This window comes from Cellulomonas citrea (genome assembly GCF_009829685.1).
GTDB lineage: Bacteria > Actinomycetota > Actinomycetes > Actinomycetales > Cellulomonadaceae > Cellulomonas > Cellulomonas citrea.
This window is the reverse complement of the sequence record NZ_VWSD01000027.1, coordinates 1-26,102: the sequence shown is the minus strand read 5'-3', so window position 1 is coordinate 26,102 and position 26,102 is coordinate 1. Positions and strand designations below refer to the sequence as shown.

Annotated in this window: 25 protein-coding genes and 1 pseudogene; 16 read left to right on the top strand and 10 right to left on the bottom strand. The window is 73.5% G+C overall.

The annotated features are described in order from the left end of the window. The 9 genes from F2B26_RS05105 to lplB all read left to right on the top strand — a co-directional run. A partial coding sequence (locus tag F2B26_RS05105; protein WP_159807120.1) for a type 1 periplasmic-binding domain-containing protein occupies positions 1 to 575 on the top strand: 575 nt, incomplete at its 5' end. 336 nt (positions 576 to 911) lie between these two features. After that, positions 912 to 2,753 (top strand): acetolactate synthase large subunit, encoded by a 1,842-nt coding sequence (locus tag F2B26_RS05100; RefSeq protein WP_159807118.1) that lies wholly within the window; start codon positions 912 to 914, stop codon positions 2,751 to 2,753. 1 nt (position 2,754) lies between these two features. Continuing rightward, the gene (gene ilvN / locus F2B26_RS05095; RefSeq protein WP_159807116.1) at positions 2,755 to 3,279 is read left to right on the top strand and encodes an acetolactate synthase small subunit; all 525 of its coding nucleotides are present in this window, start codon (positions 2,755 to 2,757) and stop codon (positions 3,277 to 3,279) included. A gap of 21 nt (positions 3,280 to 3,300) precedes the next feature. Continuing rightward, positions 3,301 to 4,329 carry a ketol-acid reductoisomerase gene (gene ilvC, locus F2B26_RS05090; RefSeq protein WP_159807114.1) on the top strand — a complete coding sequence of 343 codons (1,029 nt, stop codon included), beginning with the start codon at positions 3,301 to 3,303 and terminating at the stop codon, positions 4,327 to 4,329. Positions 4,330 to 4,442: 113 nt separating this feature from the next. Continuing rightward, positions 4,443 to 4,964 (top strand): ASCH domain-containing protein, encoded by a 522-nt coding sequence (locus F2B26_RS05085; RefSeq protein WP_159807112.1) that lies wholly within the window; start codon positions 4,443 to 4,445, stop codon positions 4,962 to 4,964. Positions 4,965 to 5,058: 94 nt separating this feature from the next. Beyond that, the gene (locus tag F2B26_RS05080; protein ID WP_159807110.1) at positions 5,059 to 6,099 is read left to right on the top strand and encodes a 3-isopropylmalate dehydrogenase; all 1,041 of its coding nucleotides are present in this window, start codon (positions 5,059 to 5,061) and stop codon (positions 6,097 to 6,099) included. Between the two features lie 94 nt (positions 6,100 to 6,193). Continuing rightward, the gene (locus tag F2B26_RS05075; RefSeq protein ID WP_159807108.1) at positions 6,194 to 7,297 is read left to right on the top strand and encodes a branched-chain amino acid aminotransferase; all 1,104 of its coding nucleotides are present in this window, start codon (positions 6,194 to 6,196) and stop codon (positions 7,295 to 7,297) included. 281 nt (positions 7,298 to 7,578) lie between these two features. Next, on the top strand, positions 7,579 to 9,189 hold the full coding sequence (cimA, locus tag F2B26_RS05070) for a citramalate synthase (protein WP_159807106.1): 1,611 nt from the start codon (positions 7,579 to 7,581) through the stop codon (positions 9,187 to 9,189). 96 nt (positions 9,190 to 9,285) lie between these two features. Next, positions 9,286 to 10,362: a lipoate-protein ligase small subunit gene (lplB, locus tag F2B26_RS05065; RefSeq protein ID WP_159807104.1), complete on the top strand. Its 1,077-nt coding sequence runs from the start codon at positions 9,286 to 9,288 to the stop codon at positions 10,360 to 10,362. 4 nt (positions 10,363 to 10,366) lie between these two features. Here the strand turns inward: lplB and F2B26_RS05060 are convergent, their stop codons facing one another. Beyond that, positions 10,367 to 11,074, bottom strand: a complete 708-nt coding sequence (locus F2B26_RS05060) for a YggS family pyridoxal phosphate-dependent enzyme (RefSeq protein WP_235929512.1) — start codon at positions 11,072 to 11,074, stop codon at positions 10,367 to 10,369. A gap of 76 nt (positions 11,075 to 11,150) precedes the next feature. Here F2B26_RS05060 and F2B26_RS05055 point away from each other — a divergent pair, with 76 nt between their 5' ends. Then, positions 11,151 to 11,549, top strand: coding sequence for a YccF domain-containing protein (locus F2B26_RS05055; RefSeq protein WP_201292615.1), 399 nt, complete (start codon positions 11,151 to 11,153; stop codon positions 11,547 to 11,549). A 38-nt stretch (positions 11,550 to 11,587) separates the two neighbouring features. On the opposite strand, the gene ybaK is transcribed toward F2B26_RS05055, so the two are convergent. The 3 genes from ybaK to F2B26_RS05040 all read right to left on the bottom strand — a co-directional run bounded on the left by ybaK (position 11,588) and on the right by F2B26_RS05040 (position 15,419). Then, positions 11,588 to 12,079, bottom strand: a complete 492-nt coding sequence (ybaK, locus tag F2B26_RS05050) for a Cys-tRNA(Pro) deacylase (RefSeq protein ID WP_159807090.1) — start codon at positions 12,077 to 12,079, stop codon at positions 11,588 to 11,590. Between the two features lie 22 nt (positions 12,080 to 12,101). After that, complete coding sequence (locus tag F2B26_RS05045) at positions 12,102 to 12,719, bottom strand: VIT1/CCC1 transporter family protein (protein ID WP_159807088.1); 618 nt, start codon at positions 12,717 to 12,719, stop codon at positions 12,102 to 12,104. A gap of 129 nt (positions 12,720 to 12,848) precedes the next feature. Beyond that, a complete protein-coding gene (locus F2B26_RS05040; protein WP_159807086.1) occupies positions 12,849 to 15,419 on the bottom strand; it encodes a DEAD/DEAH box helicase in 2,571 nt (856 codons plus the stop codon). A 199-nt stretch (positions 15,420 to 15,618) separates the two neighbouring features. Between F2B26_RS05040 and F2B26_RS05035 the strand changes: the two genes are divergently transcribed. The 3 genes from F2B26_RS05035 to rnhA are packed head-to-tail and all read left to right on the top strand — an operon-like array spanning position 15,619 to position 17,337. Next, a complete protein-coding gene (locus F2B26_RS05035; RefSeq protein ID WP_159807084.1) occupies positions 15,619 to 16,065 on the top strand; it encodes a hypothetical protein in 447 nt (148 codons plus the stop codon). A 49-nt stretch (positions 16,066 to 16,114) separates the two neighbouring features. Continuing rightward, a complete protein-coding gene (locus tag F2B26_RS05030) occupies positions 16,115 to 16,897 on the top strand; it encodes a fumarylacetoacetate hydrolase family protein (protein WP_159807082.1) in 783 nt (260 codons plus the stop codon). After that, positions 16,894 to 17,337: a ribonuclease HI gene (gene rnhA / locus F2B26_RS05025; RefSeq protein WP_235929511.1), complete on the top strand. Its 444-nt coding sequence runs from the start codon at positions 16,894 to 16,896 to the stop codon at positions 17,335 to 17,337. Before F2B26_RS05030 ends, rnhA begins: the two co-directional genes overlap by 4 nt. A gap of 7 nt (positions 17,338 to 17,344) precedes the next feature. Here the strand turns inward: rnhA and F2B26_RS05020 are convergent, their stop codons facing one another. Further along, complete coding sequence (locus F2B26_RS05020; protein WP_159807080.1) at positions 17,345 to 17,989, bottom strand: TMEM175 family protein; 645 nt, start codon at positions 17,987 to 17,989, stop codon at positions 17,345 to 17,347. A 58-nt stretch (positions 17,990 to 18,047) separates the two neighbouring features. Here F2B26_RS05020 and gltX point away from each other — a divergent pair, with 58 nt between their 5' ends. The 3 genes from gltX to F2B26_RS05005 are packed head-to-tail and all read left to right on the top strand — an operon-like array spanning position 18,048 to position 21,813. Continuing rightward, a complete protein-coding gene (gene gltX / locus F2B26_RS05015) occupies positions 18,048 to 19,541 on the top strand; it encodes a glutamate--tRNA ligase (protein ID WP_159807078.1) in 1,494 nt (497 codons plus the stop codon). After that, entirely contained in the window at positions 19,538 to 20,281 is a 744-nt protein-coding gene (locus tag F2B26_RS05010; RefSeq protein WP_159807076.1) for an HAD family hydrolase, read from the top strand. The genes gltX and F2B26_RS05010 overlap by 4 nt, the downstream gene beginning before the upstream one ends. Further along, positions 20,278 to 21,813, top strand: coding sequence for a DUF7059 domain-containing protein (locus F2B26_RS05005; protein WP_159807074.1), 1,536 nt, complete (start codon positions 20,278 to 20,280; stop codon positions 21,811 to 21,813). Before F2B26_RS05010 ends, F2B26_RS05005 begins: the two co-directional genes overlap by 4 nt. Before the next feature lie 2 nt (positions 21,814 to 21,815). On the opposite strand, the gene F2B26_RS05000 is transcribed toward F2B26_RS05005, so the two are convergent. The 5 genes and pseudogenes from F2B26_RS05000 to F2B26_RS04980 form a co-directional block, all read right to left on the bottom strand. Further along, complete coding sequence (locus tag F2B26_RS05000) at positions 21,816 to 22,544, bottom strand: class I SAM-dependent methyltransferase (RefSeq protein ID WP_159807122.1); 729 nt, start codon at positions 22,542 to 22,544, stop codon at positions 21,816 to 21,818. Between the two features lie 8 nt (positions 22,545 to 22,552). Next, positions 22,553 to 23,353 (bottom strand): histidinol-phosphatase, encoded by an 801-nt coding sequence (gene hisN / locus F2B26_RS04995; protein WP_159807072.1) that lies wholly within the window; start codon positions 23,351 to 23,353, stop codon positions 22,553 to 22,555. Between the two features lie 115 nt (positions 23,354 to 23,468). Continuing rightward, positions 23,469 to 24,509, bottom strand: a complete 1,041-nt coding sequence (gene rsgA, locus F2B26_RS04990; RefSeq protein WP_159807070.1) for a ribosome small subunit-dependent GTPase A — start codon at positions 24,507 to 24,509, stop codon at positions 23,469 to 23,471. Next, positions 24,506 to 25,792: a 3-phosphoshikimate 1-carboxyvinyltransferase gene (aroA, locus tag F2B26_RS04985; protein ID WP_159807068.1), complete on the bottom strand. Its 1,287-nt coding sequence runs from the start codon at positions 25,790 to 25,792 to the stop codon at positions 24,506 to 24,508. The genes rsgA and aroA overlap by 4 nt, the downstream gene beginning before the upstream one ends. A 19-nt stretch (positions 25,793 to 25,811) precedes the next feature. Continuing rightward, a pseudogene (locus F2B26_RS04980) lies at positions 25,812 to 26,102 on the bottom strand (DoxX family protein); the annotation flags it as partial.

The following is a 26,102-nucleotide window of genomic DNA, read 5'->3' as shown; positions in this document are numbered from 1 at the left end:
GGGTGGGGGCCGCCGCCGTCGGCACCGTGGGCCCGGGGTTCGTCGACCCGAGCCGCACGCCGGACCCGGCCTCGACGGTGGTGCCACGCCCCGGGTCGTGGGACTCGATCGCCCCGCCGGCCGGCTACCGCGTGGTGCTGCTGACGGCGGGCGACTCCGCACCGACGAAGGCGCTGGTCGCAGCAGTGCAGCAGTGGGCGACGCAGACCGGTGCCGACCTGCGCACGGTGACGGCGACCGGTGACGACGACCTGGTGCCGGCGATCGTGCGCGCGATCGACCTGCACCCGGACCTCGTGGTGAGCGCGGGGGACGACCTGGTCGACCCGCTCGCCCTGGTGACGGCCAGCCACCTGGACCAGCAGTTCCTCGTGGTCGGCGCGGAGCTGGCGGAGCCGACCGGCAACGTGACGGCCGCCGACTGGTCGGGTGCCTCGTTCCGCGGCGAGGGGCTGGGCATGGCGTCGACCTACGACCCGGCCTCGTTCACCCCGGACCGCTGCGGCCAGGCCGTGCGCGCGGGCGTCGCGGCGGTCCTGTCTCACGTCACCGGGATCGTCGTCTGGGTCGACTGAGCCGCCGCCGCGCTCTCGACCCGGGGCGCGCCGCGCGGGGCGGGACCCGGACGAGCACGCTGGGGGGCGTCCACATCGCGGACTCGTGATCCATGATCCGAGACGAGACCTGCGCTACGTGACACCTCACGGCCGCACGCGCTACTCTCCCGTGCATGGCAACGACGTTCCTCGTACTTATCCGGCGCGCCGGCTGACCTCCAGGTCCCCCCAGCGCGCCCGCCCCTCGTCCAGCCCGGGTCCCGGGCCGAGGGGCTTTTTCGTGTCCGGGCCCGATCACGCGGCGATGACGCCGCACCCGATCCGACGCTTGCGCCAGCACCTCAGGAGTTCACGATGGCCACCGGTCCCCATCCGGCACCGCCCCGCAGCGCACCACGCCCCGCGGGCGCGACCGTGCCCAACCCGTCCGCCCACCGGGTGGCGCCCGAGAAGATGACGGGCGCGCAGGCGATCGTCCGCTCGCTCGAGGAGCTCGGCGTCCAGGACATCTTCGGTCTGCCGGGCGGCATGATCCTGCCGACCTACGACCCGCTCATGGACTCCACCAAGGTCCGTCACATCCTCGTGCGCCACGAGCAGGGCGCGGGCCACGCGGCCGAGGGCTATGCGCACGCCACCGGCAAGGTCGGCGTCGCGATCGTCACCTCCGGCCCCGGGGCGACCAACCTGGTGACGCCGCTGGCGAACGCCAACATGGACTCGATCCCGATGGTCGCGATCACCGGTCAGGTGGGCGCCTCGCTCATCGGCACGGACGCGTTCCAGGAGGCCGACATCGTCGGCGTCACCATGCCGATCACCAAGCACTCGATCCTGGTGAAGGACCCCGACGAGATCCCGTCGGCCATCGCGGCGGCGTTCCACATCGCCTCGACCGGCCGCCCCGGCCCCGTCGTCGTCGACATCGCCAAGAGCGCCCAGGTCGCGACCACCATGTTCACCTGGCCGCAGGAGCTGGTGCTGCCCGGCTACCACCCGGTCACCAAGCCGCACGCCAAGCAGGTGCGCGAGGCCGCCCGGCTGCTGGCCACCGCGCGTCGCCCCGTGCTGCTCGTGGGCGGCGGTGTCATCCGCGCCGGTGCCTCGGCCCAGCTGCGGGCGCTCGTCGACGCCTCGGGGGCGGCGGTCACCACCACCCTCATGGCGCGCGGCGCGCTGCCGGACAGCCACCCGCAGCACCTGGGCATGCCCGGGATGCACGGCACGGTGGCCGCCGTCGCGGCGCTGCAGAAGGCCGACCTCATCGTCGCCCTGGGCAGCCGGTTCGACGACCGGGTCACCGGGCAGCTGTCGAGCTTCGCCCCGAACGCCGCCATCGTGCACGCCGACATCGACCCGGCCGAGATCGGCAAGAACCGGGCCGTGGACGTGCCGATCGTCGGCGACCTGCGCGAGGTGCTGGCCGATCTGCTGCCCGAGCTCGAACGTGAGCACGCCCAGCACGGCAAGCCGGACCTGGAGGCCTGGTGGCGCCAGCTCGACGCGTGGCGCGAGACCTTCCCGCTGGGTTACGACGAGCCGTCGGACGGGTTGCTCGCCCCGCAGTACGTCACCCAGCGCATCGGTGAGCTGTCCGGCCCGGAGGCGATCTACGTCGCCGGGGTGGGGCAGCACCAGATGTGGGCCGCCCAGTTCATCTCCTACGAGCGGCCGCAGTCGTGGCTCAACTCGGCGGGGCTCGGCACGATGGGCTACGCGATCCCCGCGGCGATGGGTGCCAAGGTCGGTGCGCCGGACCGCACGGTCTGGGCGATCGACGGCGACGGCTGCTTCCAGATGACCAACCAGGAGCTGGCCACCTGCACCATCAACGAGATCCCGATCAAGGTCGCGATCATCAACAACAGCTCGCTCGGCATGGTCCGCCAGTGGCAGACCCTGTTCTACGAGTCGCGGTACTCCAACACCGACCTGCACACCGGGCACGGCACCATCCGGGTGCCTGACTTCGTCAAGCTGGCCGACGCCTACGGTGCGGTCGGCCTGCGCTGCGAGACCAAGGCCGATGTGGACGCCACCATCAAGCGGGCCCTGGAGATCGACGACCAGCCCGTGGTCGTGGACTTCACCGTCTCGCGCGATGCGATGGTGTGGCCGATGGTGGCCGCCGGTGTGAGCAACGACGACATCAAGTACGCCCGGGGCATCAGCCCGGCGTGGGACCGGGAGGACTGAGATGAGCCGCCACACGCTGTCCGTGCTCGTCGAGAACAAGCCGGGTGTGCTCACCCGGGTCGCGGGGCTGTTCGCCCGCCGCTCGTTCAACATCCACTCCCTGGCCGTGGGCCCGACGGAGCACGCCGAGATCTCCCGGATCACGGTCGTCGTCGACGTCGACGAGCTGCCGTTGGAGCAGGTCACCAAGCAGCTCAACAAGCTCATCAACGTCATCAAGATCGTCGAGCTGGAGGACGACGCCTCGGTCCAGCGCGAGCTGCTGCTCGTCAAGGTCCGGGCCGACAGCTCCCAGCGCACGCACGTGCTCGAGGTGGTCCAGCTGTTCCGGGCGCACGTCGTGGACGTCGTGCCGGACGCCGTGGTCATCGAGGCCACCGGCGGGCCGGGCAAGCTCGAGGCCCTGCTCAACTCGCTGGAGCCGTTCGGCATCCGAGAGATCGTCCAGTCCGGCACCGTGGCCATCGGCCGCGGCGCCCGTTCCATCACCGACCGCGCTCTCGAGCGCGTGGGCCGCAGCGCCTAACCCAACCCGAGGAGATCCACAGTGGCTGAGCTGTTCTACGACGACGACGCCGACCTGGCCGTCATCGCGTCCAAGAAGGTCGCCGTCATCGGCTACGGCAGCCAGGGGCACGCGCACGCGCTCAACCTGCGCGACTCCGGCGTCGACGTCCGCGTCGGTCTGCGTCCTGGCTCGGCCTCGCGCGAGAAGGCCGCCAACCAGGGGCTGCGCGTGCTCGACGTGGCCGAGGCGGTCCGTGAGGCCGACGTCGTCGTGATCCTGGCCCCCGACCAGAACCAGCGGCACCTGTACCGCGACGAGATCGAGCCGAACCTGCAGCCGGGCGCCGCCCTGGTCTTCGGGCACGGCTTCAACATCCGGTTCGGCTACATCAAGCCGGCGGCCGACCACGACGTCATCATGGTGGCGCCCAAGGGCCCGGGGCACCTGGTGCGCCGCGAGTACGTCGCCGGTCGCGGCGTGCCGGTGATCGTCGCGGTCGAGCAGGACGCGTCGGGCGCCGCCTGGCCGCTCGTGCTGTCCTACGCCAAGGCGATCGGCGGGCTGCGGGCCGCGGGCATCAAGACCACCTTCACCGAGGAGACCGAGACCGACCTGTTCGGTGAGCAGTCGGTGCTCTGCGGCGGTGTGTCCCAGCTCATCCAGTACGGGTTCGAGACGCTCACCGAGGCCGGCTACCAGCCCGAGGTCGCGTACTTCGAGGTGCTGCACGAGCTCAAGCTCATCGTCGACCTCATCAACGAGGGCGGCATCACCAAGCAGCGCTGGTCGGTCTCCGACACCGCCGAGTACGGCGACTACGTGTCGGGTCCGCGGGTCATCACCCCGGACGTCAAGGACCACATGAAGGACGTCCTCACCGACATCCAGTCCGGTGCCTTCGCCGAGCGCTTCATCGCCGACCAGGACGCGGGCGCCCCGGAGTTCACGGCGCTGCGGGCCAAGGGTCAGAACCACCCGATCGAGCCGGTCGGTCGCGAGCTGCGCAAGCTGTTCGCATGGGTGAAGCCGGCCGACACGGACTACTCCGAGGGCAGCGCCCAGCGCTGACCCCGGCGGGGCCCCGCCGGCTCCGGCACGGCCACCGAAGGCCCGGGACGAGACCTCGTCCCGGGCCTTCGTGCGCCCGGGCGGGGGTGGGCGTGACCTGGCACGATGGGGTCATGAGCGACGAGGCGGGTACGCAGGTCGGCGACGTGGCCGACGGTGACGACCAGGGGGCGCGGATCGTGCGCTTCTGGCAGGCGGGCCGCCAGCGGCTGGGTCTCGGTGACCTCGCGCCGGTGATGGGCCAGGACGCCTCGGACGCCGTGGTGCCGTCGACCTGGACGTTCGCGGACGCGGACGCGGCCGTCGCGGCGATCCTGTCCGGCAGCAAGCGGGCGACGAGCGCCGTGCTGAGCGACCTGGCCGCACTGGGCGGCGAGGGTGTCCCGGAGCCGGGGGACGTGGCGATCGTGCTCGACTCGCACGGTGAGCCGCGGGCCCTCGTGCGCGCCGACCAGGTGCGCACCGTGCGGGTCGACGAGGTGGACGAGGCGCATGCTGGCGACGAGCTCGGCGCTCCGGCCTCCCCGGAGGCGCTGGCGGCCTGGCGCGAGCACAACGACGCCGGCGCCACCGATCCGGCGGCGCAGGTGCTGCTCGAGCGGTTCACCCTCGTGCACCCGAGCCCGACCGCCTGACCCGGGAGCCTGCTCCGGCCGCCGGCCCCGTCGCCGCGTCCGACGGATGAGACCGGCGTCCCGAGGCGTGGGACGCCGCGCTACCATCGGCACCATGGCAACGCAGCGGATCGACCTGGCGGTCATCGCCGGTGACGGCATCGGGACCGAGGTCGTGGAGCAGGGCCTGCTGGTCCTCGAGGCGGCCCTCGGCGACCGGGCGCTGAGCACCACGCAGTTCGACCTCGGCGCCCGTCGGTGGCACGCCACGGGCGAGACCCTCACCGACGAGGACCTGGCCGCGATCCGCACGCACGACGCGATCCTGCTGGGTGCCGTCGGCGACCCGGGGGTGCCGTCCGGGGTGCTCGAGCGCGGGCTGCTGCTCAAGCTGCGCTTCGCCCTCGACCAGTACGTCAACCTGCGTCCGTCCAAGCTGTACCCCGGCGTGACCTCCCCGCTCGCCGAGCCCGGTGAGGTCGACTTCGTCGTCGTGCGCGAGGGCACCGAGGGGCCCTACGTCGGCAACGGCGGTGCGATCCGCGTCGGCACCCCGCACGAGGTCGCCAACGAGGTGAGCGTCAACACGGCGTTCGGCGTCGAGCGCGTCGTCCGGGACGCCTTCGCCCGCGCCGCGGCACGTCCGCGCAAGAAGCTCACGCTCGTGCACAAGCACAACGTGCTCGTGCACGCCGGGCACCTGTGGCGTCGCACGGTCGAGGCCGTCAACGAGCAGTTCCCCGACGTGACCACCGACTACCTGCACGTGGACGCGGCGACCATCTTCATGGTGAAGGACCCGTCCCGGTTCGACGTCATCGTCACCGACAACCTGTTCGGCGACATCATCACGGACCTGGCCGCGGCCATCACCGGCGGCATCGGGCTGGCGGCCTCCGGCAACGTCAACCCCGACCGCACCGCGCCGTCGATGTTCGAGCCCGTGCACGGCTCGGCCCCCGACATCGCAGGTCAGGGCAAGGCCGACCCGACGGCCACCGTGCTGTCGGTCGCCCTCCTGCTCGACCACCTGGGCCTGACGGCCGAGGCCGCGAAGGTTGAGGCCGCGGTCGCGGCCGACCTGGCCGAGCGTGGCTCGCGAGTACGGTCGACGGCCGAGGTGGGCAAGGACCTGGCGGCGCGCGTCGCCGGCTGATCCTCCCGCCCGTCGCCACGGCGGCGAGCGCCTGTCACCCCGGCCGTCTCACCGGTACCGTCATCGCTGACTCCAGGTGAAAGGCCCCAGACCCATGAGCACGACCCTGACCGCACCCACGGCCTTCGAGATCCACCGCACCGACCACCCGGTGCCCGCGACGGAGCGCGCCGCCCTGCTGGCGTCGCCCCGGTTCGGCACCGTCTTCACCGACCACATGGCCCGGATCACCTGGACCTCGGCCGACGGGTGGCGCGACCGGCGGGTGGAGCCCTACGGCCCGCTCCAGCTCGACCCCGCCTGCGCGGTGCTGCACTACGCGCAGGAGATCTTCGAAGGGCTCAAGGCGTACCCGCACGACGACGGCACGGTGTGGACGTTCCGGCCGCAGGCCAACGCCGCCCGGTTCGCCCGCTCGGCCGCCCGGCTCGCGCTGCCGCAGCTGTCCGAGCAGGACTTCCTCGACTCGCTCGCGGCCCTGCTGGCCGTCGACCGCGACTGGGTGCCGGTGGGCCAGGAGATGAGCCTGTACCTGCGCCCGTTCATGTACGCCTCGGAGTCGTTCCTCGGCGTGCGTGCCTCGCAGGAGGTGGAGTACCTGGTCATCGCCTCGCCGGTGGGCCCGTACTTCGCCAAGGGCGTGCAGCCGGTGTCGATCTGGGTGGCGCAGGACTACCACCGGGCCGGCCCCGGCGGGACGGGTGCGGCCAAGTGCGGCGGCAACTACGCCGCGAGCCTGTTGCCGCAGACCGAGGCCTACGCCAAGGGCTGCGAGCAGGTGTGCTTCCTGGACGCGGCCACCAACACGTACCTGGAAGAGCTCGGCGGGATGAACGTCATGGTGGTGGACGCCGACGGCTCGGTGCGCACCCCGCCGACCTCGGGCGACATCCTCGAGGGGGTCACCCGCTCGTCGATCCTGCAGCTGCTCGCCGATGCCGGGCACGAGGTGAGCGAGGAGCCGATCGCGCTGGCCGACCTGCTCGCCCAGATCGCCTCCGGCCGGGTCGCCGAGGTGTTCGCGTGCGGGACCGCCGCGGTGATGACCCCGATCGGGCGGCTGGCGGGTGCGGACTTCGACGTCACGGTCAACGGCGGGCAGGCCGGTCCGGTGACGATGGCGATCCGCGGCGAGCTCACCGACATCCAGTACGGCCGGCGCCCCGACCGGCACGGCTGGCTGCACCGCCTGGTCTGATCCGGACCTCGTCCGCATGCGGCCGGGTGGCTCATCGCCGCCCGGCCGCACGCGTCGGGCCCCGCCGGGCGAGGTCCGGGTCGGCCGACGCGCGCACGGGCAGGCAGGGCCTCGGGCTGGGCAACGGCGCCGTCGTGTGCCACCATTCACGACGTGACCTCCACCACCTCGGCGATCATCATCGTGTAGCGCGTCGGCCGCACTCGCCCGACGCGCAGACCTCCCGCACCCCGGGGGGTCTTTTTGTTGGTCCTGCACCTCTTTGCGAAGGAAGTCCCGCCGTGAGCACGACGACGTTCCACGTGTACGACACCACGCTGCGCGACGGTGCGCAGCAGGAGGGCATCAACCTCTCCGTCGCGGACAAGCTCGCCATCGCCCCGCTGCTGGACACCCTCGGGGTGGGCTTCATCGAGGGCGGCTGGCCGGGCGCCGTGCCGAAGGACACCGAGTTCTTCAAGCGCGCGGCCAAGGAGCTCGACCTCAAGAACGCCGAGCTCGCCGCGTTCGGGGCCACCCGCAAGCCCGGTGTGCGCGCCGCCGACGACCCGCAGGTCCGCGCGCTGCTGGACGCCGAGACCCCCGTCGTCACGCTCGTGGCCAAGAGCGACATCCGGCACGTCGAGCGCGCGCTGCGCACCACGGGGGCGGAGAACCTCGCGATGATCGCCGACACCGTCGCGCTGCTGGTGCGCGAGGGGCGCCGGGTCTTCCTGGACGCCGAGCACCTGTTCGACGGGTACCGGTTCGACGCGACCTACTCCCGGGCGGCCGTGCTCACGGCGTTCGAGGCCGGTGCCGAGGTCGTCGTGCTGTGCGACACCAACGGCGGCATGCTGCCCGGCCAGGTGAGCGACGTCGTGGGTGCGCTGCACGAGGCCGCCGGCCCGGCGGCGCTGCTGGGCATCCACGCGCACAACGACTCCGGCTGCGCGGTCGCCAACTCGTTGGCCGCGGTGCAGGCCGGCTGCGTGCACGTGCAGGGCACGGTCAACGGGTACGGCGAGCGCACCGGCAACGCCGACCTGCTGTCGGTGGTGGCGAACCTCGAGCTCAAGCTCGACCGCCCGGTGCTCGCGCGCCCCGAGGGTGGCTCCGGGCTCGCCGACCTCACCCGGATCGCGCACGCCATCAGCGAGATCACGAACATCTCCCCGTTCGCCCGTCAGCCGTACGTGGGGGCGAGCGCGTTCGCGCACAAGGCGGGGCTGCACGCCTCGGCGATCAAGGTCGACCCCGACCTCTACCAGCACACCGACCCCTCGCTGGTCGGCAACGACATGCGGATGCTGGTCTCGGACATGGCCGGGCGCGCCTCGATCGAGCTCAAGGGGCGCGAGCTCGGCTTCGAGCTGGCCGACAGCCCCGAGGTGCTCTCCCGGGTCACGCACCGCATCAAGGACGCCGAGGCGAACGGCTACACCTACGAGGCTGCGGACGCCTCCTTCGAGCTGCTGCTGCTGGAGGAGGTGAGCGGGAGCCGCCCGCGCTACTTCCAGGTCGAGTCCTGGCGCACCATCATCGAGCGGCGCGGCGGCCGGGGCGCGGCGGCCATGGCCGAGGCGACCGTCAAGCTGACCGCCGGCGGCGAGCGCATCGTGTCGACGGGGGAGGGCAACGGCCCGGTCAACGCCCTCGACCACGCCCTGCGTCAGGCGCTCGTGGTGGCCTACCCCGAGCTGGAGGACTTCACGCTCATCGACTTCAAGGTGCGCATCCTCGACTCCCAGCACGGCACGGACGCCATCACGCGGGTGCTCATCGAGACCACCGACGGCAAGACCTCGTGGAGCACGGTCGGGGTCGGGCCGAACCTCATCGAGGCGTCGTGGGAGGCGCTCACCGACTCGGCGATCTGGGGGCTGCACCACCGGGGCGTCCAGCCGCGCTGACCGCGTGCGGTGCCCTCGCCCGGGTGCGCCGCCGCCGCTGCGACGGGTGGCGAGACTGGCTCGGACCGGTCCCGCCACCCGGCCTACAGTGGCCGGGTGCATGGTGAGTACAAGGTGCCCGGTGGCAAGCTCGTGGTGGTCGACCTCGAGGTCGGTGACGGCCTGCTCACGCAGGTGAGCGTGAGCGGCGACTTCTTCCTCGAGCCCGATGAGGCGCTGCCGGTCATCAGCGCCTCGCTCGTCGGGCTGCCGCAGGACACGCAGGTGCCGGCGCTCGCGCAGGCGGTCACGACCGCGCTGGACGAGGCGCAGGCCGCCGGCACCCTCGCCGGCCCGGTCTCGCTCGTCGGCTTCGACGCGCGTGCCGTCGCCATGGGGGTGCGCCGGGCGCTCGGCCGCTCGACCACGTGGGACGACCACGAGTTCGAGGTGATCCACCCCGGTCCGCTGCCGCCCGCCGTCGACGTCGCGCTCGACCAGGTGCTCACCGAGGAGCTCGCGGCCGGTCAGCGCGGTCCGACGCTGCGCTTCTGGGAGTGGGTCGACCCGGCGGTCGTCATCGGCTCGTTCCAGTCGCTCGCCAACGAGATCGACGCCGACGGCGCACGCCGGCACGGCGTCACGGTGGTGCGCCGGATCTCCGGTGGCGGCGCCATGTTCATGGAGGCGGGCAACTGCATCACATTCTCGCTCGTGGTGCCGGCCTCGCTGGTCGACGGGATGAGCTTCGAGGAGTCGTACGCCTTCCTCAACGCCTGGGTGATCGACGCGCTCGCCGATGTCGGCGTCAAGGCCTTCACCGCCGGGCTCAACGACATCGCCTCACCCGCCGGCAAGCTCGCCGGGTCCGCGCAGAAGCGGCTCGCGGGCGGTGCGGTGCTGCACCACGTGACGATGGCCTACGACATCGACGCGGACAAGATGCTCGAGGTGCTGCGGATCGGCCGGGAGAAGGTCTCCGACAAGGGCACCCGTTCGGCGAACAAGCGCGTCGACCCGGTCCGGTCGCAGACCCGGCTGCCGCGGTCCGAGGTGGTCGCCATGTTCAAGGCGCACTTCGAGGGCCGCTACACCACGCGCCCCGGTGAGCTGACGCAGACCGAGCTCGACCGCGCCCACGAGCTGGTCGCCACCAAGTTCGCCGACGACTCCTGGACCGCCCGGGTGCCCTGACTCGTCAGAGCGCGGGTCGGGCGCCGAACACCGCGGTGCCGACCCGCACCATCGTCGCGCCCTCGGCCACGGCGAGCTCCAGGTCGCCGCTCATCCCCATCGACAGCTCGCGGGCCGTCGCCAGCCCGGCGGCCAGCGCCTCGTCCCGGATCGCGGCCAGCCGCGCGTAGCCGGCCCGGACCAGCCCGGTGTCGGGAGTGTGCGCCCCGACGGTCATGAACCCGATCAGCCGCAGCCGGGGCAGCGCGGCGACCTGGGCCGCGAGGTCGAGGCCCTGCTCGGGTGCCACCCCGTGCTTGGTGACCTCGCCCGAGACGTTGACCTGCACCATGACGTCGAGCACCGCACCGTCGGCGACACGGTCGGACAGCCGCGTCGCGAGCTCGACCGAGGTGACGGACTGCACGCAGCCCGCCCAGCGCAGCGCGGCGTTCACCTTGTTCGACTGCAACGGGCCGATGAGGTGGGTCGGCACCGCAAGGTCGGCCAGGGCGGGCCCCTTGGCGACGAGCTCCTGCACCCGGTTCTCGCCGCGCACCATGCCGGCCGCCTCGGGGAGGGTGAGCGCGGCGCGGACGGTCTCGGCGTCGAGGGTCTTGGTGGCCAGCAGCACGCGGATCTCGTCCGGCCGGCGCCCGGCCGTCCGTGCGGCCTCTGCCACGCGGGTCCGGACCGCGGTGAGCCGCTGTGCGAGGACGGAGGTGTCGGTCACGGGGCTGACGCTACTGCGGGTCGGGTCAGGGACGTCCCGGATGCCCGCATCGTGCCCGCCAGGCCAGGATGGACCCGTGCGTACCCTCCTCAACCTCATCTGGCTCGTCTTCGCCGGCTTCTGGCTCGCCGTCGGGTACGCCCTCGCGGGCGTCCTGTGCTGCGTGCTCATCGTGACGATCCCGTTCGGCATCGCGTCGTTCCGCATCGCCGGCTACGTGCTGTGGCCGTTCGGCCGCACGGTGGTCGACCGGCCGGACGCCGGTGTGTGGTCGGCCATCGGGAACGTCATCTGGGTGGTCGTCGCGGGGCTGTGGCTGGCGATCGGGCACGTGCTCACCGCGATCCCGCTGTTCGTCTCGATCATCGGCATCCCGATGGGCGTGGCGAACCTCAAGCTCATCCCGGTCTCGCTGACCCCGCTGGGCAAGCAGATCGTGCCGACCGACGCCCCGTTCGCCCAGCCGGTGCGCTGAGCGCTGCGCGAGCCGCTCCCGCCCCGGACGCGGCGCGCTCAGTCGCGGGCGATCGCGGCGACCACGGCCTCGGTGAGGCGGACGAGGTCGTCGGGCGCGAGCCCGACGTCGAGCCCGCGCCGGCCTGCTGAGACGTAGACGGTGTCGAACAGCCAGACGGTCTCGTCGACCACGGTGGTCAGCCGGGTGCGCTGCCCGAGCGGGGAGATCCCGCCGGCGACGTACCCGGTCGCCCGTTCGGCGTCGGGACGCTGGGCCATCGCGGCCTTCTTGCCGCCGACGGCTGCGGCCAGCGCCTTGAGGTCGAGGTGGCCGGCCACCGGGACGACGGCGACGGTGAGCCGCCCGTCCACGTCGGCGACGAGCGTCTTGAAGACCTGTTCGGGCTGCACCCCGAGCGCGACCGCTGCCTCGAGCCCGTAGCCGAGCTCGGTGCCGGGGTCGTGCTCGTAGGCGGCGACCTGGTGGGCGACCCCGGCGCCGGTCAGCGCGAGCAGGGCCGGGGTGCCGGTCTGGTGCGCACGTGCCACGCGACCAGGGTAGAGCCCCTGCTCAGACCGCCATGCCGACGAGCGAGCCGATGCCGTAGGTGACCGCCATCGCGATGCTGCCGCCGATGACGACCCGCCGGATCGCCGGGCCGGCCGGTGCCCCGGCGAACCGTGCGCTGAGCCAGCCGGTGGCGGCCAGGGCGACGAGCACGGCGACGAACGTCGCGACGTCCCGACGGGCGCCCCACCAGGGGGCGAGCACGACGAGCGAGGGGACCAGCCCGCCGACGAGGAAGGCGAAGAACGAGGCGACCGCGGCGTGCACCGGGTTGGTGAGGTGCATCTCGGCCTCGATGGTGGCGGCGTCCACGCCGTTGGCGGCCGCGTGCTTGCGGGCGACGATCTCGGCGTCGCGCTGGCTGCTCACCGACACGTACTCCCCGGCGGCCATCGACATGGCGCCGGCGACGAGGGCGGCGACGGCCGCGATGAGGATGGCCGCGGTGTTGGTCGTGGCGGCGACGACGCCGAGCACGGTCGCGGCGATCGAGACGATGCCGTCGTTGGCGCCGAGGACACCGGCGCGCAGCCAGTTGAGGTGGGCGGCCGACAGCGGCGTCGAGGTCGCGTCGGACGGGTCCGTCGGTGCGGTCTGCGGTGCGGGCGCGAGAGAGGCCATGGGGCAACGGTAGGTGAGTTCCGCGCAGGTGTCATCTCAGGTATGCCTTCTGACCTGCGAATATGTAGGTAAGGCTCGCCTTGTGTCAGATTGTTGTGAGGTTTGCCTCGCCTGACTTTGTGGGCTGGGTCACAGGGCGCCGACCGCGGTCACCCGCAGCACCACCTGACCCGCCTCGTCGCTCGCGGGCACGTCGAGCACGGCGTCGATCCGCCAGTCGTGGTCACCTTCGGCGTCGTCGAGCAGCTGGCGGACCGTCCACCGGACACCCTCGGTGCCGACCTGGAACAGGTCCGGACCGCGGGCCGGCGCACCGGTGCCGATCTCGTCGTGGTCGTCGTAGAACGGGTCGAGGGCCTGCGCCCACCGGTCCGCGTCCCACGGGCGGCCCTCCTCGTCGACGTCACCGAGCGCGGCGAGCGCGTCGTACGCCTCGCGGGCGGCCAGCTCGACCCGGCGGAACATGGCGCCGCGCACCAGGGCCCGCAGCACCCGCGGCTGGGCGCTGAGCGGCGGCGGGGTGTCGTCGACCACGGCCGTCACCTCCGCCTCCGGGTGGCTGAGGTGCTCCCACTCGTCGAGCAGCGAGGAGTCGGTGCGGCGCACCAGGTCGCCCAGCCACTCCAGCAGCTCCTCGAGGTCGGGCGTGCGGCGCTCGGTGGGCACCGTCTGGCGCAGCGCCCGGAACGCGTCGGCCAGGTAGCGCAGCAGCACGCCCTCCGACCGTTCCAGGCCGTACAACGAGACGTACTCGGCGAAGGTGGCGGCGCGCTCGTGCATGTCCCGCACCACCGACTTGGGTGAGGGGGTGAGGTCGGCGACCCACGGGTTCGTGGTCCGGTAGCTGGCGAACGCCGCGCCGATGAGCTCGGCGAGCGGGCGCGGGTAGGTCACGTCCTCCAGCAGCGCCATCCGCTCGTCGTACTCCAGGCCGTCGGCCTTCATCGCCGCGACCGCCTCGCCGCGCGCCCGCTTCTCCTGCGCGTAGAGCACCTGGCGCGGATCGTCCAGGGTCGACTCGACCACCGAGACCACCTCGTGGGCGTACCCCGGCCCGTCCTGGTCGAGCAGGTCGAGCGCCGCGTACGCGAACGGTGAGAGCGCCTGGTTGAGCGCGAACTCCGCGGGGATGTCGGCCGTGAGGTGCACCCCCAGCCGGCGCCCGTGCGGGGCCTGCGGATCGGGCTCCCACACGCGCTCGACGACGCCCGCGGCCCGCAGCGAGCGGTAGACCGCGATGGCCTGGCGCACGTGCCCGCGCCGGGCACCCGGCGGCTCGTGGTTGTCGGTGAGCAGCCGGGTCATCGCGGCCACCGGGTCGGCACCGGTGCGCTCGCGACGGGCCAGCACGTTGAGCACCATCGCGTGGGTGACGGTGAAGGAGCTGGTGAGCGGCTCGGGCGGGGCGTCGCGCAGCCGCTCGAAGGTCTTGTCGGTCCAGTTCACATGGCCCGCCGGCGCCTGCTTGCGCACGATCTTGCGCTGCTTGCGCGGGTCGTCGCCCGCCTTCGCCAGCGCCCGGCGGTTCTCGATGACGTGCTCGGGGGCCATCACCACGACCTCGCCGACGGTGTCGAACCCGGCGCGCCCGGCCCGGCCGGCGATCTGGTGGAACTCGCGGGCCGACAGGTGGCGCATCCGCTCCCCGTCGTACTTGACCAGCGAGGTGAGGACGACGGTGCGGATCGGCACGTTGATGCCGACCCCGAGGGTGTCGGTGCCGCACACCACCGGCAGCAGACCGCGCTGGGTGAGGCGTTCGACGACGCGCCGGTAGCGCGGCAGCATCCCGGCGTGGTGCACGCCCACGCCGTGCCGCACGAGGCGGGACAACGTGCGGCCGAACCCCGGCCCGAACCGGAAGTCACCGAGCTCGGCGGCGATCGCGTCGCGCTGCTCGCGGGAGGCCAGCGGTGTCGAGAGCAGCGACTGGGCGCGCTCCACCGCCTCCTTCTGCGTGAAGTGCACGACGTAGACCGGGGCGCGGTGGGTCGTCACGAGCTCCTCGAGCAGCTCGTGCAGCGGTTCGACGCTGTAGGAGTAGGTGAGCGGGACCGGCCGCTCGGCGTCGGTGACCAGGGCCACCTCTCGACCGGTACGCCGGGTGAGGTCCTCGGCGAAGAAGCTGACGTCGCCCAGCGTCGCCGACATGAGCACCATCTGGGCGCGGGTGAGCTCCAGCAGCGGCACCTGCCACGCCCAGCCGCGCTGCGGGTCGGCGTAGAAGTGGAACTCGTCCATGACGACCTGGCCGACGTCGGCGTCGACACCGTCACGAAGCGCCAGGTTGGCCAGGATCTCGGCCGTGCAGCAGATGATCGGGGCGCCGGGGTTGACCGCGGAGTCGCCTGTCATCATCCCGACGTTCGCCGCTCCGAACATCTCGACGAGGGCGAAGAACTTCTCGCTCACGAGCGCCTTGAGCGGGGCCGTGTAGTAGCTGCGCTGCCCGCGGGCGAGCGCCACGAAGTGGGCGGCTGCGGCGATGAGCGACTTGCCGGACCCCGTCGGGGTGGACACCACGACGTGGGCGTCGGTCACCAGGGCGAGCAGGGCCTCCTCCTGGTGCGGGTAGAGCGTCAGGCCCTGGTCCCGCGCCCAGTCGGTGAAGGCCTCGACGAGCGCGTCGGGGTCGCGGCCGTCCGCGGGCAGCCGTGCCGCGAGCGAGCCGCGCGAGCGGGAGGCAGGTCCGTCGGGCACCGGGCGATCCTTGCACGTCGGGCGTCGCCGGCCTCGTCGAGGGCTGGTTCGGACCGGTGCGCAGGCCTGTGCACGGGGTCGCGCGAAGCCGCAGGGGAGAACCCGCCCGCGCTCGGTGCCCGATTGCTAGGCTCACTCACCCGACGGCCGAGGCAGGTTCGTCGTGCTGTGGGGGCAGCGGTCTCGTGAGGGGGACACCGTGGGGCGCGAGGGGCAGGCGGAGGCGTTCGTCCGCGCGGCGGTGCGGCAGACCGAGCTCGTCGAGCGGTTGCGTGCCATGCGTGCCGACCTGGTGCGAGGGCGCTGGTGGCCGCTGCCGGAGCGGCGCGCGCTCGGCCACGAGATCGCCCAGACCACCCGGTCGCTCGAGCTGGTCGAGGCCGTGGTGGGCGATCGCGAGCAGGCGGTCGCGGTCGCGACAGCGCTCATCGACCTGGCCGTCGAGGAGACCGGGCTCGCACGCCCCGACGCCGAGTCCGACCCGTCCGCCCTGGTCGTCGCTGTCCTGGAGCTGCTGGCTCGCCCCGGTCGCAGCCCGTTGCCCGCAGGCAGCCAGCTCGCGCTGCCCGATCTGCCCCCGCTGGCCGACCTGCTCGACGAGGCCTCCGTGCTGCGCCACCTCGCGATGGCACCGACCGTCGGCTGAACCGGCTGCGGTCGCGTCGACCCGTCGCGGTCCCGCCTAGTCTTGGCCCGTGCGCATCGCCCGTTTCACTCGTGGTTCCGACCCCCGCTACGCCCTCGTCGAGGGGGAGGGGGACGCCGCCGAGCTGGTCGTCATCTCCGGGGACCCGCTCTACATGCCGGTCCAGCCGACCGGCGAACGCGTCCCGCTGGACGACGACGGCGTCCGGCTGCTGGCACCGGTGATCCCGCGCTCGAAGATCGTGGCCGTGGGCCGCAACTACGCCGAGCACGCGGCCGAGCACGGCAACGAGGTGCCGGCCACGCCGCTGCTGTTCTTCAAGCCGAACACCTCGGTGATCGGCCCGGACGACCCGATCGTGCTGCCCAGCTGGTCCCAGCAGGTCGAGCACGAGGGCGAGCTGGCCGTCGTCATCGGCAAGGTGACCAAGGACGTCAGCCCGGAGCGCGCGCTCGACCACGTCTTCGGTTTCACGATCGCCAACGACGTGACGGCCCGTGACGTGCAGCGCGCCGAGTCGCAGTGGGCCCGCGCCAAGGGCTTCGACGGGTCCTGCCCGCTGGGTCCGTGGATCGTGCCGGGGCTGGACGTGGAGGACCTGGAGATCACGGTCGACGTCAACGGGGGCCGCCGCCAGCACGGCCGCACCTCCCAGATGGTGTTCGACGTGCCGTACCTCATCTCGTACATCTCCGAGGCGTTCACCCTGCTGCCCGGCGACGTCATCCTCACGGGGACGCCCGCCGGGGTCGGCCCGCTGGAGCACCGCGACATCGTCGACGTGACGGTCGAGGAGATCGGGACGCTGCGCAACCCGGTGCTGCGGCGGTGAGCGGGCCCCGCGTCGAGATCTGGACGGACGGCGCCTGCAAGGGAAACCCCGGTCCGGGTGGCTGGGGTGCGTTGCTCCGGTTCGGCGAGGCGGAGAAGGAGCTGTTCGGTGGTGAGCCGCTCACCACGAACAACCGGATGGAGCTCATGGCGGTCATCCAGGCGCTGCGCACCCTCACCCGCCCGTGCGAGGTGGTCGCCCACGTCGACTCGCGCTACGTGATGAACGGGGTGACGAGCTGGATCGCCGGCTGGAAGCGCAACGGCTGGCGCACGGCGGCCAAGAAGCCGGTGCTCAACCAGGACCTGTGGCGTGAGCTCGACGACGAGCTCGCTCGTCACGAGGTGCGCTGGGAGTGGGTCAAGGGCCACGCCGGCGACCCGGGCAACGAACGGGCGGACGCGCTGGCGAACCGCGGGGTGCCGACGCGGGTCGGGTGAGCGCTGCTCAGCCGGCGGTGCGGTGCGCGAGCCGCGGGGCGACCTGCCTGGCGATCGGTGCGGCGACGAGCAGCAGCAGCAGCGGCAGGTAGCCCAGCCGCGGCCACACCGCGGTGAGGGCGAGCGCGACCGTGAACAGCACGGCGGTGACGAGAACCGACGCGAGGTCCTCCGCGCCAGCCGGTTCCTTGGCGCCCCACAGCCGCGGGTCGCGGCGGACGAGCAGGTCGATCACGGCCAGCAGCCAGCTCGCCAGGGCCATCGCCCCGACGTAGAGCGCGGCCTGCAGCCGGTCCACGTGCATCGCGCCGACCAGGGCCGTGGCGACCGGGAGCCAGACGATCGCGAACATCCACAGCACGTCGAGCCGGACGATGGTCTCGGTGGCCAGCTCGAACCGGCCGAAGACCCGGTGGTGGCGGCGCCAGAACGCCGCGATGATCGCGAAGCTCAGCGCGAACCCGCCGATCCGGGTGGCGTTGCCCGCCAGGAACTGCGCGGTGGTCTCCCCGGCGCTGGCCGAGGCCGAGACCGCGTCCAGCAACGGCAGGATGAGCAGCGTCATCGCGATGGCCACGACCGCGTCGGTGAACGCGGCCAGGCGCTCGACGTGGTGCAGCTGCCGGCCGTCGGCCCCTTCGCTCCCGCCCATGCCCGGCACGGTACCGGTGGGGCGGCGTCCCGGGGCAGGTCGGTAGTCTTGACCCATCATGTCGAGCAGCCCAGTCCGCGTCCGCTTCTGCCCCTCTCCCACCGGGACGCCGCACGTCGGCCTCATCCGGACCGCGCTCTTCAACTGGGCGTACGCCCGGCACGTGGGCGCCACCTTCGTCTTCCGGATCGAGGACACCGACCCGGCCCGTGACTCCCAGGAGTCCTACCTGCAGCTGCTCGACGCGCTGCGCTGGCTGGGCCTGGACTGGGACGAGGGCGTCGAGGTCGGCGGTCCGCACGAGCCGTACCGGCAGTCGCAGCGGATGGACCTGTACGCCGACGTCGCGCGCCGGCTGCTCGAGGGCGGCTACGCCTACGAGTCGTTCTCCACGCCCGAGGAGGTCGAGGCCCGGCACCGCGCCGCCGGCCGCGACCCCAAGCTCGGCTACGACGGGTTCGACCGCGACCTCACCGACGAGCAGAAGGCCGCCTACCGGGCGCAGGGCCGCGAGGCCGTGCTGCGGCTGCGGATGCCCGACGAGGACGTCACCTTCACCGACCTGGTGCGCGGTGACGTGACCTTCAAGGCCGGGTCCGTGCCGGACTACGTCATCGTGCGCGGCAACGGGCACCCGCTGTACACCCTGGTCAACCCGGTGGACGACGCACTCATGGGGATCACGCACGTGCTGCGCGGTGAGGACCTGCTGTCCTCGACCCCGCGCCAGGTGGTGCTCTACCGGGCGCTGCTCGACCTGGGGGTGGCCACCGTGATGCCTGCGTTCGGGCACCTGCCGTACGTCATGGGCGAGGGCAACAAGAAGCTGTCCAAGCGCGACCCCGAGTCGAACCTCTTCCTGCACCGCGAGCGCGGCTTCACGCCCGAGGGGCTGCTCAACTACCTGGCGCTGCTCGGCTGGTCGATCGCCCCGGACCGCGACGTGTTCTCCCTCGCCGAGATGGTCGAGAAGTTCGACATCGCCGACGTCAACCCCAACCCGGCTCGGTTCGACCTGAAGAAGGCCGAGGCGATCAACGCCGCCCACCTGCGGCTGCTGGCCCCCGAGGACTTCCGCGGCCGGGTGGTGCCGTACCTGCACGCAGCCGGGCTGGTGCCGGCCGACTCCTACGCCGACCTGCCGGCCGCCCAGCGCGCGGTGCTCGACGCGGCGTCCCCGCTCGTCCAGGAGCGCATGACGCTGCTCGGCGAGGCGGTCGGGATGCTCGGCTTCCTGTTCGTCGCCGACGACGCGGTGGTCGTGGAGGACGAGGCCCGTGCGGCGCTGCGTGCCGAGGCGGCCGATGTGCTCGACGCGGCGACGGCGGCCCTGGCCGCGCTCCCGGCGGACGGCTTCACCACGGCCGCGACCCAGGAGGTGCTCTCGGCGGCCCTGGTCGAGGGGCTGTCGCTCAAGCCGCGGTTCGCCTACACGCCGCTTCGGGTGGCCGTGACCGGGCGCCGGGTCTCCCCGCCGCTGTTCGAGTCGCTGGAGATCCTCGGCAAGGACGCCACGCTCGCGCGGCTGGCGGCGCTGCGCACGACCCTGTGAGTCCCGCCGTCGAGGCGGTGCTGCTCGACGTCGACGACACCCTGGTCGACACCCGGGGTGCGTTCGCCCATGCGTTGACCCTGGTCGCCCAGGAGTACCTGCCGCACCTGGGCGCCGACCGGTACGACGAGCTGCTCGCCGCCTGGCGGGCCGACCGCGGCGGGCACTACCGGGCGTACACCCGGGGGCAGAGCGATCACCGCAGCCAGCGGATGGCGCGGGCCAACGACCTGCACGCGCTGTTCGGCGGCCCGGTGCTCGACGATGCGGCGTACGACGTCTGGGACACCCGCTTCGAGGCCGGCTTCGTGGCCGGCTGGGCGGCGCACCCGGACGCCGGTCCGTGCGTCGACCGGCTGCTGGCGGCGGGGGTGCGGGTCGGTGCGGTGACGAACGCCCGGGTCGGCTACCAGGAGGGCAAGCTGGCACGCACCGGGTTCGGCGACCGGGTGCCGGTGCTCGTCGGGGTGGACACGCTCGGTGTCGGCAAACCCGACCCGCGGGTGTTCCACGAGGCCTGCGTGCGGCTGGGCACCGACCCGGCCCGGACGGCGTACGTGGGCGACGAGCTCGACGTGGATGCCGTCGCGGCCCGGGCCGCCGGGCTGGTGGGCGTCTGGCTGGACCGGCCGGGTCCGCGCCGGGTCGAGGTCGAGGAGTCCGAGGTCGCCGCGGCCGGGGTCCTCGTCGTCCGATCCCTCACCGAGCTGCCGGCCGCGCTCGGGCTGGAGGCACCATGACCGGCACACCGACCATCGACGCCGGGGCGGCTGCCCGGTTGCGGGCCGACCTCGAGGCGGCCCGTTTCACCACCGACGGCCTGGCGGCGATGCTCGGACCGGTCGCCTCGGCCGCGCTCGAACGGGACGAGCCGGTCCCGGCCCTCGTCGTCCTGGACGGTGCGGGAACCGTGCCGGCGGCGACGCTCACCCGGCTGTTCCTGCTGGGCCAGCGCGTGCGCCGGGCCGACCTCGACCGGGCGCTGCCCGGCACCGGGACCGACGGGGCGGAACGTGCCGGGCTGGTCCGGGCCGCGGGGCACGGCGGCGACGACGAGGTGCAAGCCCTCGTGGACCTGCAGCCGTCCACCACCGCGACGCAGGCCGGGGACACGGACTGGTGGTTGGCCTCGGACCCCACCGAGCTGGCCACCGGCGCGGCGCTGCGGCCCGACCACGTGCTGGGCGTCGGCGAGGCCTCGCTCACCCTGCTGCGGGCGACCGTGCCGACCCGGGTCGACCGCGTGCTGGACCTGGGCACCGGCTGCGGGATCCAGGCGCTGCACGCCGCCGCGCACGCCCGCCGGGTCACCGCGACCGACCTGTCCGCCCGGGCGTTGGGCTACGCCCGGTTCAACGCCGCGCTCGCGCAGGTGGACCTCGACCTGCGCGCCGGGTCGATGCTCGACCCGGTCGTCGGGGAGCGGTTCGACCTCGTCGTGAGCAACCCGCCGTTCGTCATCACGCCGCGCGCCGCCGGGCTGCCGGAGTACGAGTACCGCGACGGTGGCCGCACCGGCGACTCGTTGGTCCGGGACCTCGTGCAGCAGGTCGGGCAGGTGCTCGCACCCGGTGGGGTCGCCCAGCTGCTGGCGAACTGGGAGGTGCCGGCCGGTGCGAGCTGGGACGCCGTCGTCGGCGACTGGCTCGACCGCTCGGGCCTGGACGGCTGGGTGGTGCAGCGCGACCTCGTCGACCCGGCGCAGTACGCCGAGCTGTGGCTCCGCGACGGCGGCAGCACGCGCGACCGCGACCAGGCAGCCTGGCGCAGCGCCTACCGCGCCTGGCTCGCGGACTTCGCGGCCCGCAGGGTCGAGGCGATCGGCATGGGCCTGGTGACGCTGCGCCGGCCGGTCGAGGGGAGCCCCACGCTGCGCCGGGTCGAGGAGATCACCGGCACCCTCGACGAACGGCTCGGCGGCGTCATCGCGGCGGTGCTGGCGGCGCACGACGCGCTCACCGGCCTGGACGAGGCGGCGTTCGCGGCCCAGCGGCTCGTCGTCGCACCGGACGTCACCGAGGAGCGGCACCTCGTCCCCGGCGAGTCCGACCCCCGGGTCGTGCTGCTGCGGCAGGGTTCGGGCTACCGCCGTGCGGTCCAGGTCGGCACCGCCGTGGCCGGGTTCGTGGGGGCCTGCGACGGCGAGCTCACCGTCGGCACGCTCGTGACGGCGCTGGCCGCTGTGCTCGGCCGGGCGAGTGACGACGTGGCCGCCGAGGTGCTGCCGATCGCGCGTGACCTGGTGCGCGACGGGCTGCTGCAGCTCGTCTGAGCTCAGCGCGCGCGGGCCCGCCAGCAGCCGCTGAGGTAGGGCACGTCGACCTGCGGCCCGGGCGGCACCTCCCGCTCCACCAGCTCGTCCACCCGGCCCAGGAGCGTCTCCCGCTCGGCGTCGGGCAGGGCGACGACGTAGCTGCGGCTGGCCACCGTCGACCTCAGCGACTCCCGGCTCTGCCGGTGGGTCCAGGTGACGGTGACCTGCTCGAGGTCCTCGAACGCGGCGCCGAGACGGGGTGCGGGCTCGTCCGACGGTCCGCCGGCCGCCGCCTCCACGAGCTCCTGGAGCCGCCCGACCCACGGCACGGACCGGTCGAGCCGGTTCCAGACCAGCCCGAGCGTCCCGCCCGGCCGCAGCACCCGGGCCACCTCGCGGGCCGCCGCGGCCTCGTCGAACCAGTGCCAGGCCTGCCCGACGACGACGGCGTCGACGCAGGCGTCCGGCAGCCCGGTCTGCTCGGCGGTGCCGGCCCGGGCGTCCACCTGCGGGAACAGCGCGTGCAGCCGTTCGCGCATGGCGTCCGAGGGCTCGACCGCCCGCACCGCCAGCCCTCGCGCCACGAGGGAGGCGGTGAGCTTGCCGGTGCCCGCGCCCAGGTCGAGCACCTGCGTGCAGGCCGGTGGCAGCAGCCAGTCGACAACGGCGTCCGGGTAGCCGGGGCGGCCCTGCTCGTACTCGCCCACCACCGCCCCGAAGGTCGTGGCGAGCGCGCGGTCCCGGTCCATGGGGCGGGTCACTGCGCGGACGTCGGGTCGAGCAGCTCCAGGACCTCCTGGTGCAGCAGCCCGTTGGTCACCACGGCGGAGCCGTCGAACGGGCCGGGAGCCCCGCGCACCGAGGTGAACCGGCCGCCGGCCTCGGTGACGATCGGCACCAGGGCGGCCATGTCGTACAGCTCGAGCTCGGGTTCGGCCGCCACGTCCACGGCGCCCTCGGCGACGAGCATGTGCGACCAGAAGTCGCCGTAGCCGCGGGTGCGCCACACCCGCCGGGTGAGGTCGAGGATCGCGTCGAGACGCCCCTGCTTCTCCCAGCCGGTGAGCGAGGACAGCGACAGCGAGGCGTCCTGGAGCCGGTCGACCCCCGAGACGTGGATCGCCGTGGCCTGGGACAACGACCGGCCGGTCCAGGCCCCGGAGCCGGACGCGGCCCACCAGCGCCGGTGCAGCGCAGGGGCGCTCACCAGGCCCAGCACCACGTCGGGCCCGTCCATCAGAGCGATGAGCGTGGCCCACACCGGCACCCCGCGCACGAAGTTCTTGGTGCCGTCGATCGGGTCGATCACCCAGCGGCGCGGCCCGGAGCCGGTGTCGGCCATCTCCTCGCCGTGCACCGCGTCCCGCGGGCGGGCGCGCGCCAGCTGCTCCCGGATCTTCTGCTCGGCCGCCCGGTCGGCATCGGTCACGGGGGACAGGTCCGGCTTGGACTCGACCATGAGGTCGAGGGCCTGGAACCTGGCCATGGTGATCGCGTCGACCTGGTCGGCGATGACGTGCGCGAGGCGCAGGTCGTCGTCGTAGCGCGCGGCAGTCATGGTGGCACCCCTTCACGTGGCCGCGGCCCACGGCGGGACGCGCGCACGGCCACGTTAGCGCTTGTCAGGAGCGTGCCGACGGGGTGCCCTGAACCGCGGGACGCGGGTGGTCGGCTCAGGGCCGGGGGTCGGCGTCCAGCGTCCCGGCGCGGCTGGCGAGCAGGCGGCGGAAGGAGGCGAGCCGGGCGGCGCGTGCGGCGGCGACCGTCTCGTCGGGGGCCTGCGCCACCCACTCGTCGAGCGCGCAGTCGGGGGCGTCGGCGGTGTGCGTGCAGCCGCGCGGGCACGCCTCGGCCTGGGCCGCCAGGTCGCTGAACGCCGCGAGCACATGGTCCGGCTCGACGTGCGCCAGACCGAACGAGCGCACCCCGGGGGTGTCGATCACCCAGGTGCCGGCGGACATGCCGGGCACCCGCAGGGCGATCGCCGAGCTCGACGTGTGCCGCCCTCGGCCGGTGACGTCGTTGACCCGCCCGGTCGCCCGGTCAGCCGCGGGGACCAACGCGTTGACCAGCGTGGACTTGCCGACCCCGGAGTGCCCCATGAGCACGCTGACCTGGCCGTCGAGCGCCGCCCGCACCTCGTCCAGCCCGAGGATCTGCCGGTCCGGCCCGCGCCGGGTGACGACGACGTCCACCCCGGTCGGTTCGTACAGCCGGCGCAGCGGACCGTCGTCGGCCAGGTCGGCCTTCGTGAGGGCGAGCAGCACGGACATCCCGGCGTCGTAGGCGGCCACGACGGCGCGGTCGATCATCCGGGTGCGTGGCTCGGGCTCGGCCAACGCCGTGACCACGACGAGCCGGTCGGCGTTGGCCACGACGACCCGCTCCACCGGGTCGACGTCGTCGGCCGTGCGGCGCAGCACGGTGCGCCGCGGTGCGATCCGCACGATCCGGGCGAGCGAGCCGTCCACGCCCGACGTGTCCCCGACCAGGTCGACGAGGTCGCCCGGCACGACGGCCTGCCGGCCGAGCTCGCGGGCCTTCATCGCGAGCACCGGGGTGTCCTCGACGAGCACGTGGTAGCGGCCGCGGTCCACGGCCACCACGAAGCCCCGCACGGCGTCGGTGTGCGCGGGCCGCTGCTTGGTCCGGGGGCGCGTGCCCCGGCCGGGACGGACCCGCACGTCCCGCTCGTCGTAGGAGCGGGGGCTCACTGCGCTCCGGTGCCCAGCATGGTCGTCCACAGCCCGACGAAGTCCGGCAGGGTCTTGGCCGTCGTGGCCACGTCCTGCACCCGGATCCCGGGGACCACGAGGCCGACGAGCGCGCCGGCGGTGGCCATCCGGTGGTCGGCGTAGGTGCACCACAGCCCGCCGTGCAGCGGGCGCGGGGTGATGACCAGGCCGTCCGAGGTCTGCTCGACCTGGCCGCCGATCCCGGTGATCTCGGCGGCGAGGGCCGCGAGCCGGTCGGTCTCGTGGCCGCGCAGGTGCGCGATGCCGCGCAGCCGGGTGGGGGAGTCGGCCAGGCAGGACAGCGCCGCGAGCGTCGGGGCGAGCTCACCGGCTGCCCGCAGGTCGAGGTCGACGCCGTGCACGGTGCCGGTCCCACGCACCGTGAGCACGTCGCCGACGAGCTCGGCCGTCCCGCCCATCGCGGTGAAGATCTCGGGCAGCAGCGCACCGGGCTGGGTGGTCTGCGCCGGCCAGCCCGGGATCTGCACCTGGCCGCCGACGGCGAGCGCGGCGGCCAGGAAGGGGGCCGCGTTGGACAGGTCGGGCTCGACCCGCACGTCGCGTCCGGCGATCGGCCCGGGCCGCACCGACCAGATTCCGGGACGCGAGTCGTCGACGGTGACCCCGGCGCCGCGCAGGGTGGCCACGGTCATCTCGATGTGCGGCAGCGACGGCAGCGTCGGTCCGGTGTGCCGCACGACGAGGCCCTGGTCGTACCGCGCGGCCGACAGCAGCAGCCCCGAGACGAACTGGCTGGAGCCGGAGGCGTCCACGTCGACCTGCCCGCCGCCGACCTGGCCGTGGCCGTGCACCGTGAACGGCAGCCGTCCGGTGTGCCGGCGGTCCTCCACCCGCACCCCGAGCGCCCGGAGCGCATCGAGCAGCGGTCCGACGGGGCGGGCGTAGGCCTCCGGGTCGCCGTCGAACCGCACCGGGCCGTCGGCCAGCGCGGCCAGCGGCGGGACGAAGCGCATCACCGTGCCGGCCAGCCCGACGTCGACACCCACCGACCCGTGCACGGGGGCCGGCTCGACGAGCCAGTCCGCACCGTCCGGCTGCACCGTGGTGCCGAGCGCCTCGAGGGCGCCGGCCATGAGACGGGTGTCGCGGCTGGCCAGGACGCCGCGCAGCCGGCTCGGCCCGTCGGCCAGCGCGGCGAGCACGAGGTACCTGTTGGACAGCGACTTCGACCCGGGCACTGCGACCAGTGCGTCGAGCGGTGCGGCGGCGACGGGTGCGGCCCAGGCGGCGGAGTCGGTCACGGGCCTGGAGGCTACCGGCTCAGGCCTGCTCGGGGTGCCGGCCGCCACTGTGCGAGGCGACCCGTGCGGCACGGGCCTGCTGCACCCGCCAGGTCATGCCCGGTCGCCCCTCGGTGTCCGCCGCGACGAGCGCGGCGCCGCCGGTGAAGGACAGCGCCCGCACCAGCCGCTGCCGGCGGGCGTGCTCCTGCGCAGCCGTGCCGCGCAGCCGTCGGGGCGCGGGCAGGGACGTGACGACGGTCGGGGTGACGAGCACGGCGAGCACGGCGGCGGCCGTCCGGGGTGCGCGGCCCACGGCGAGCGCGATCCC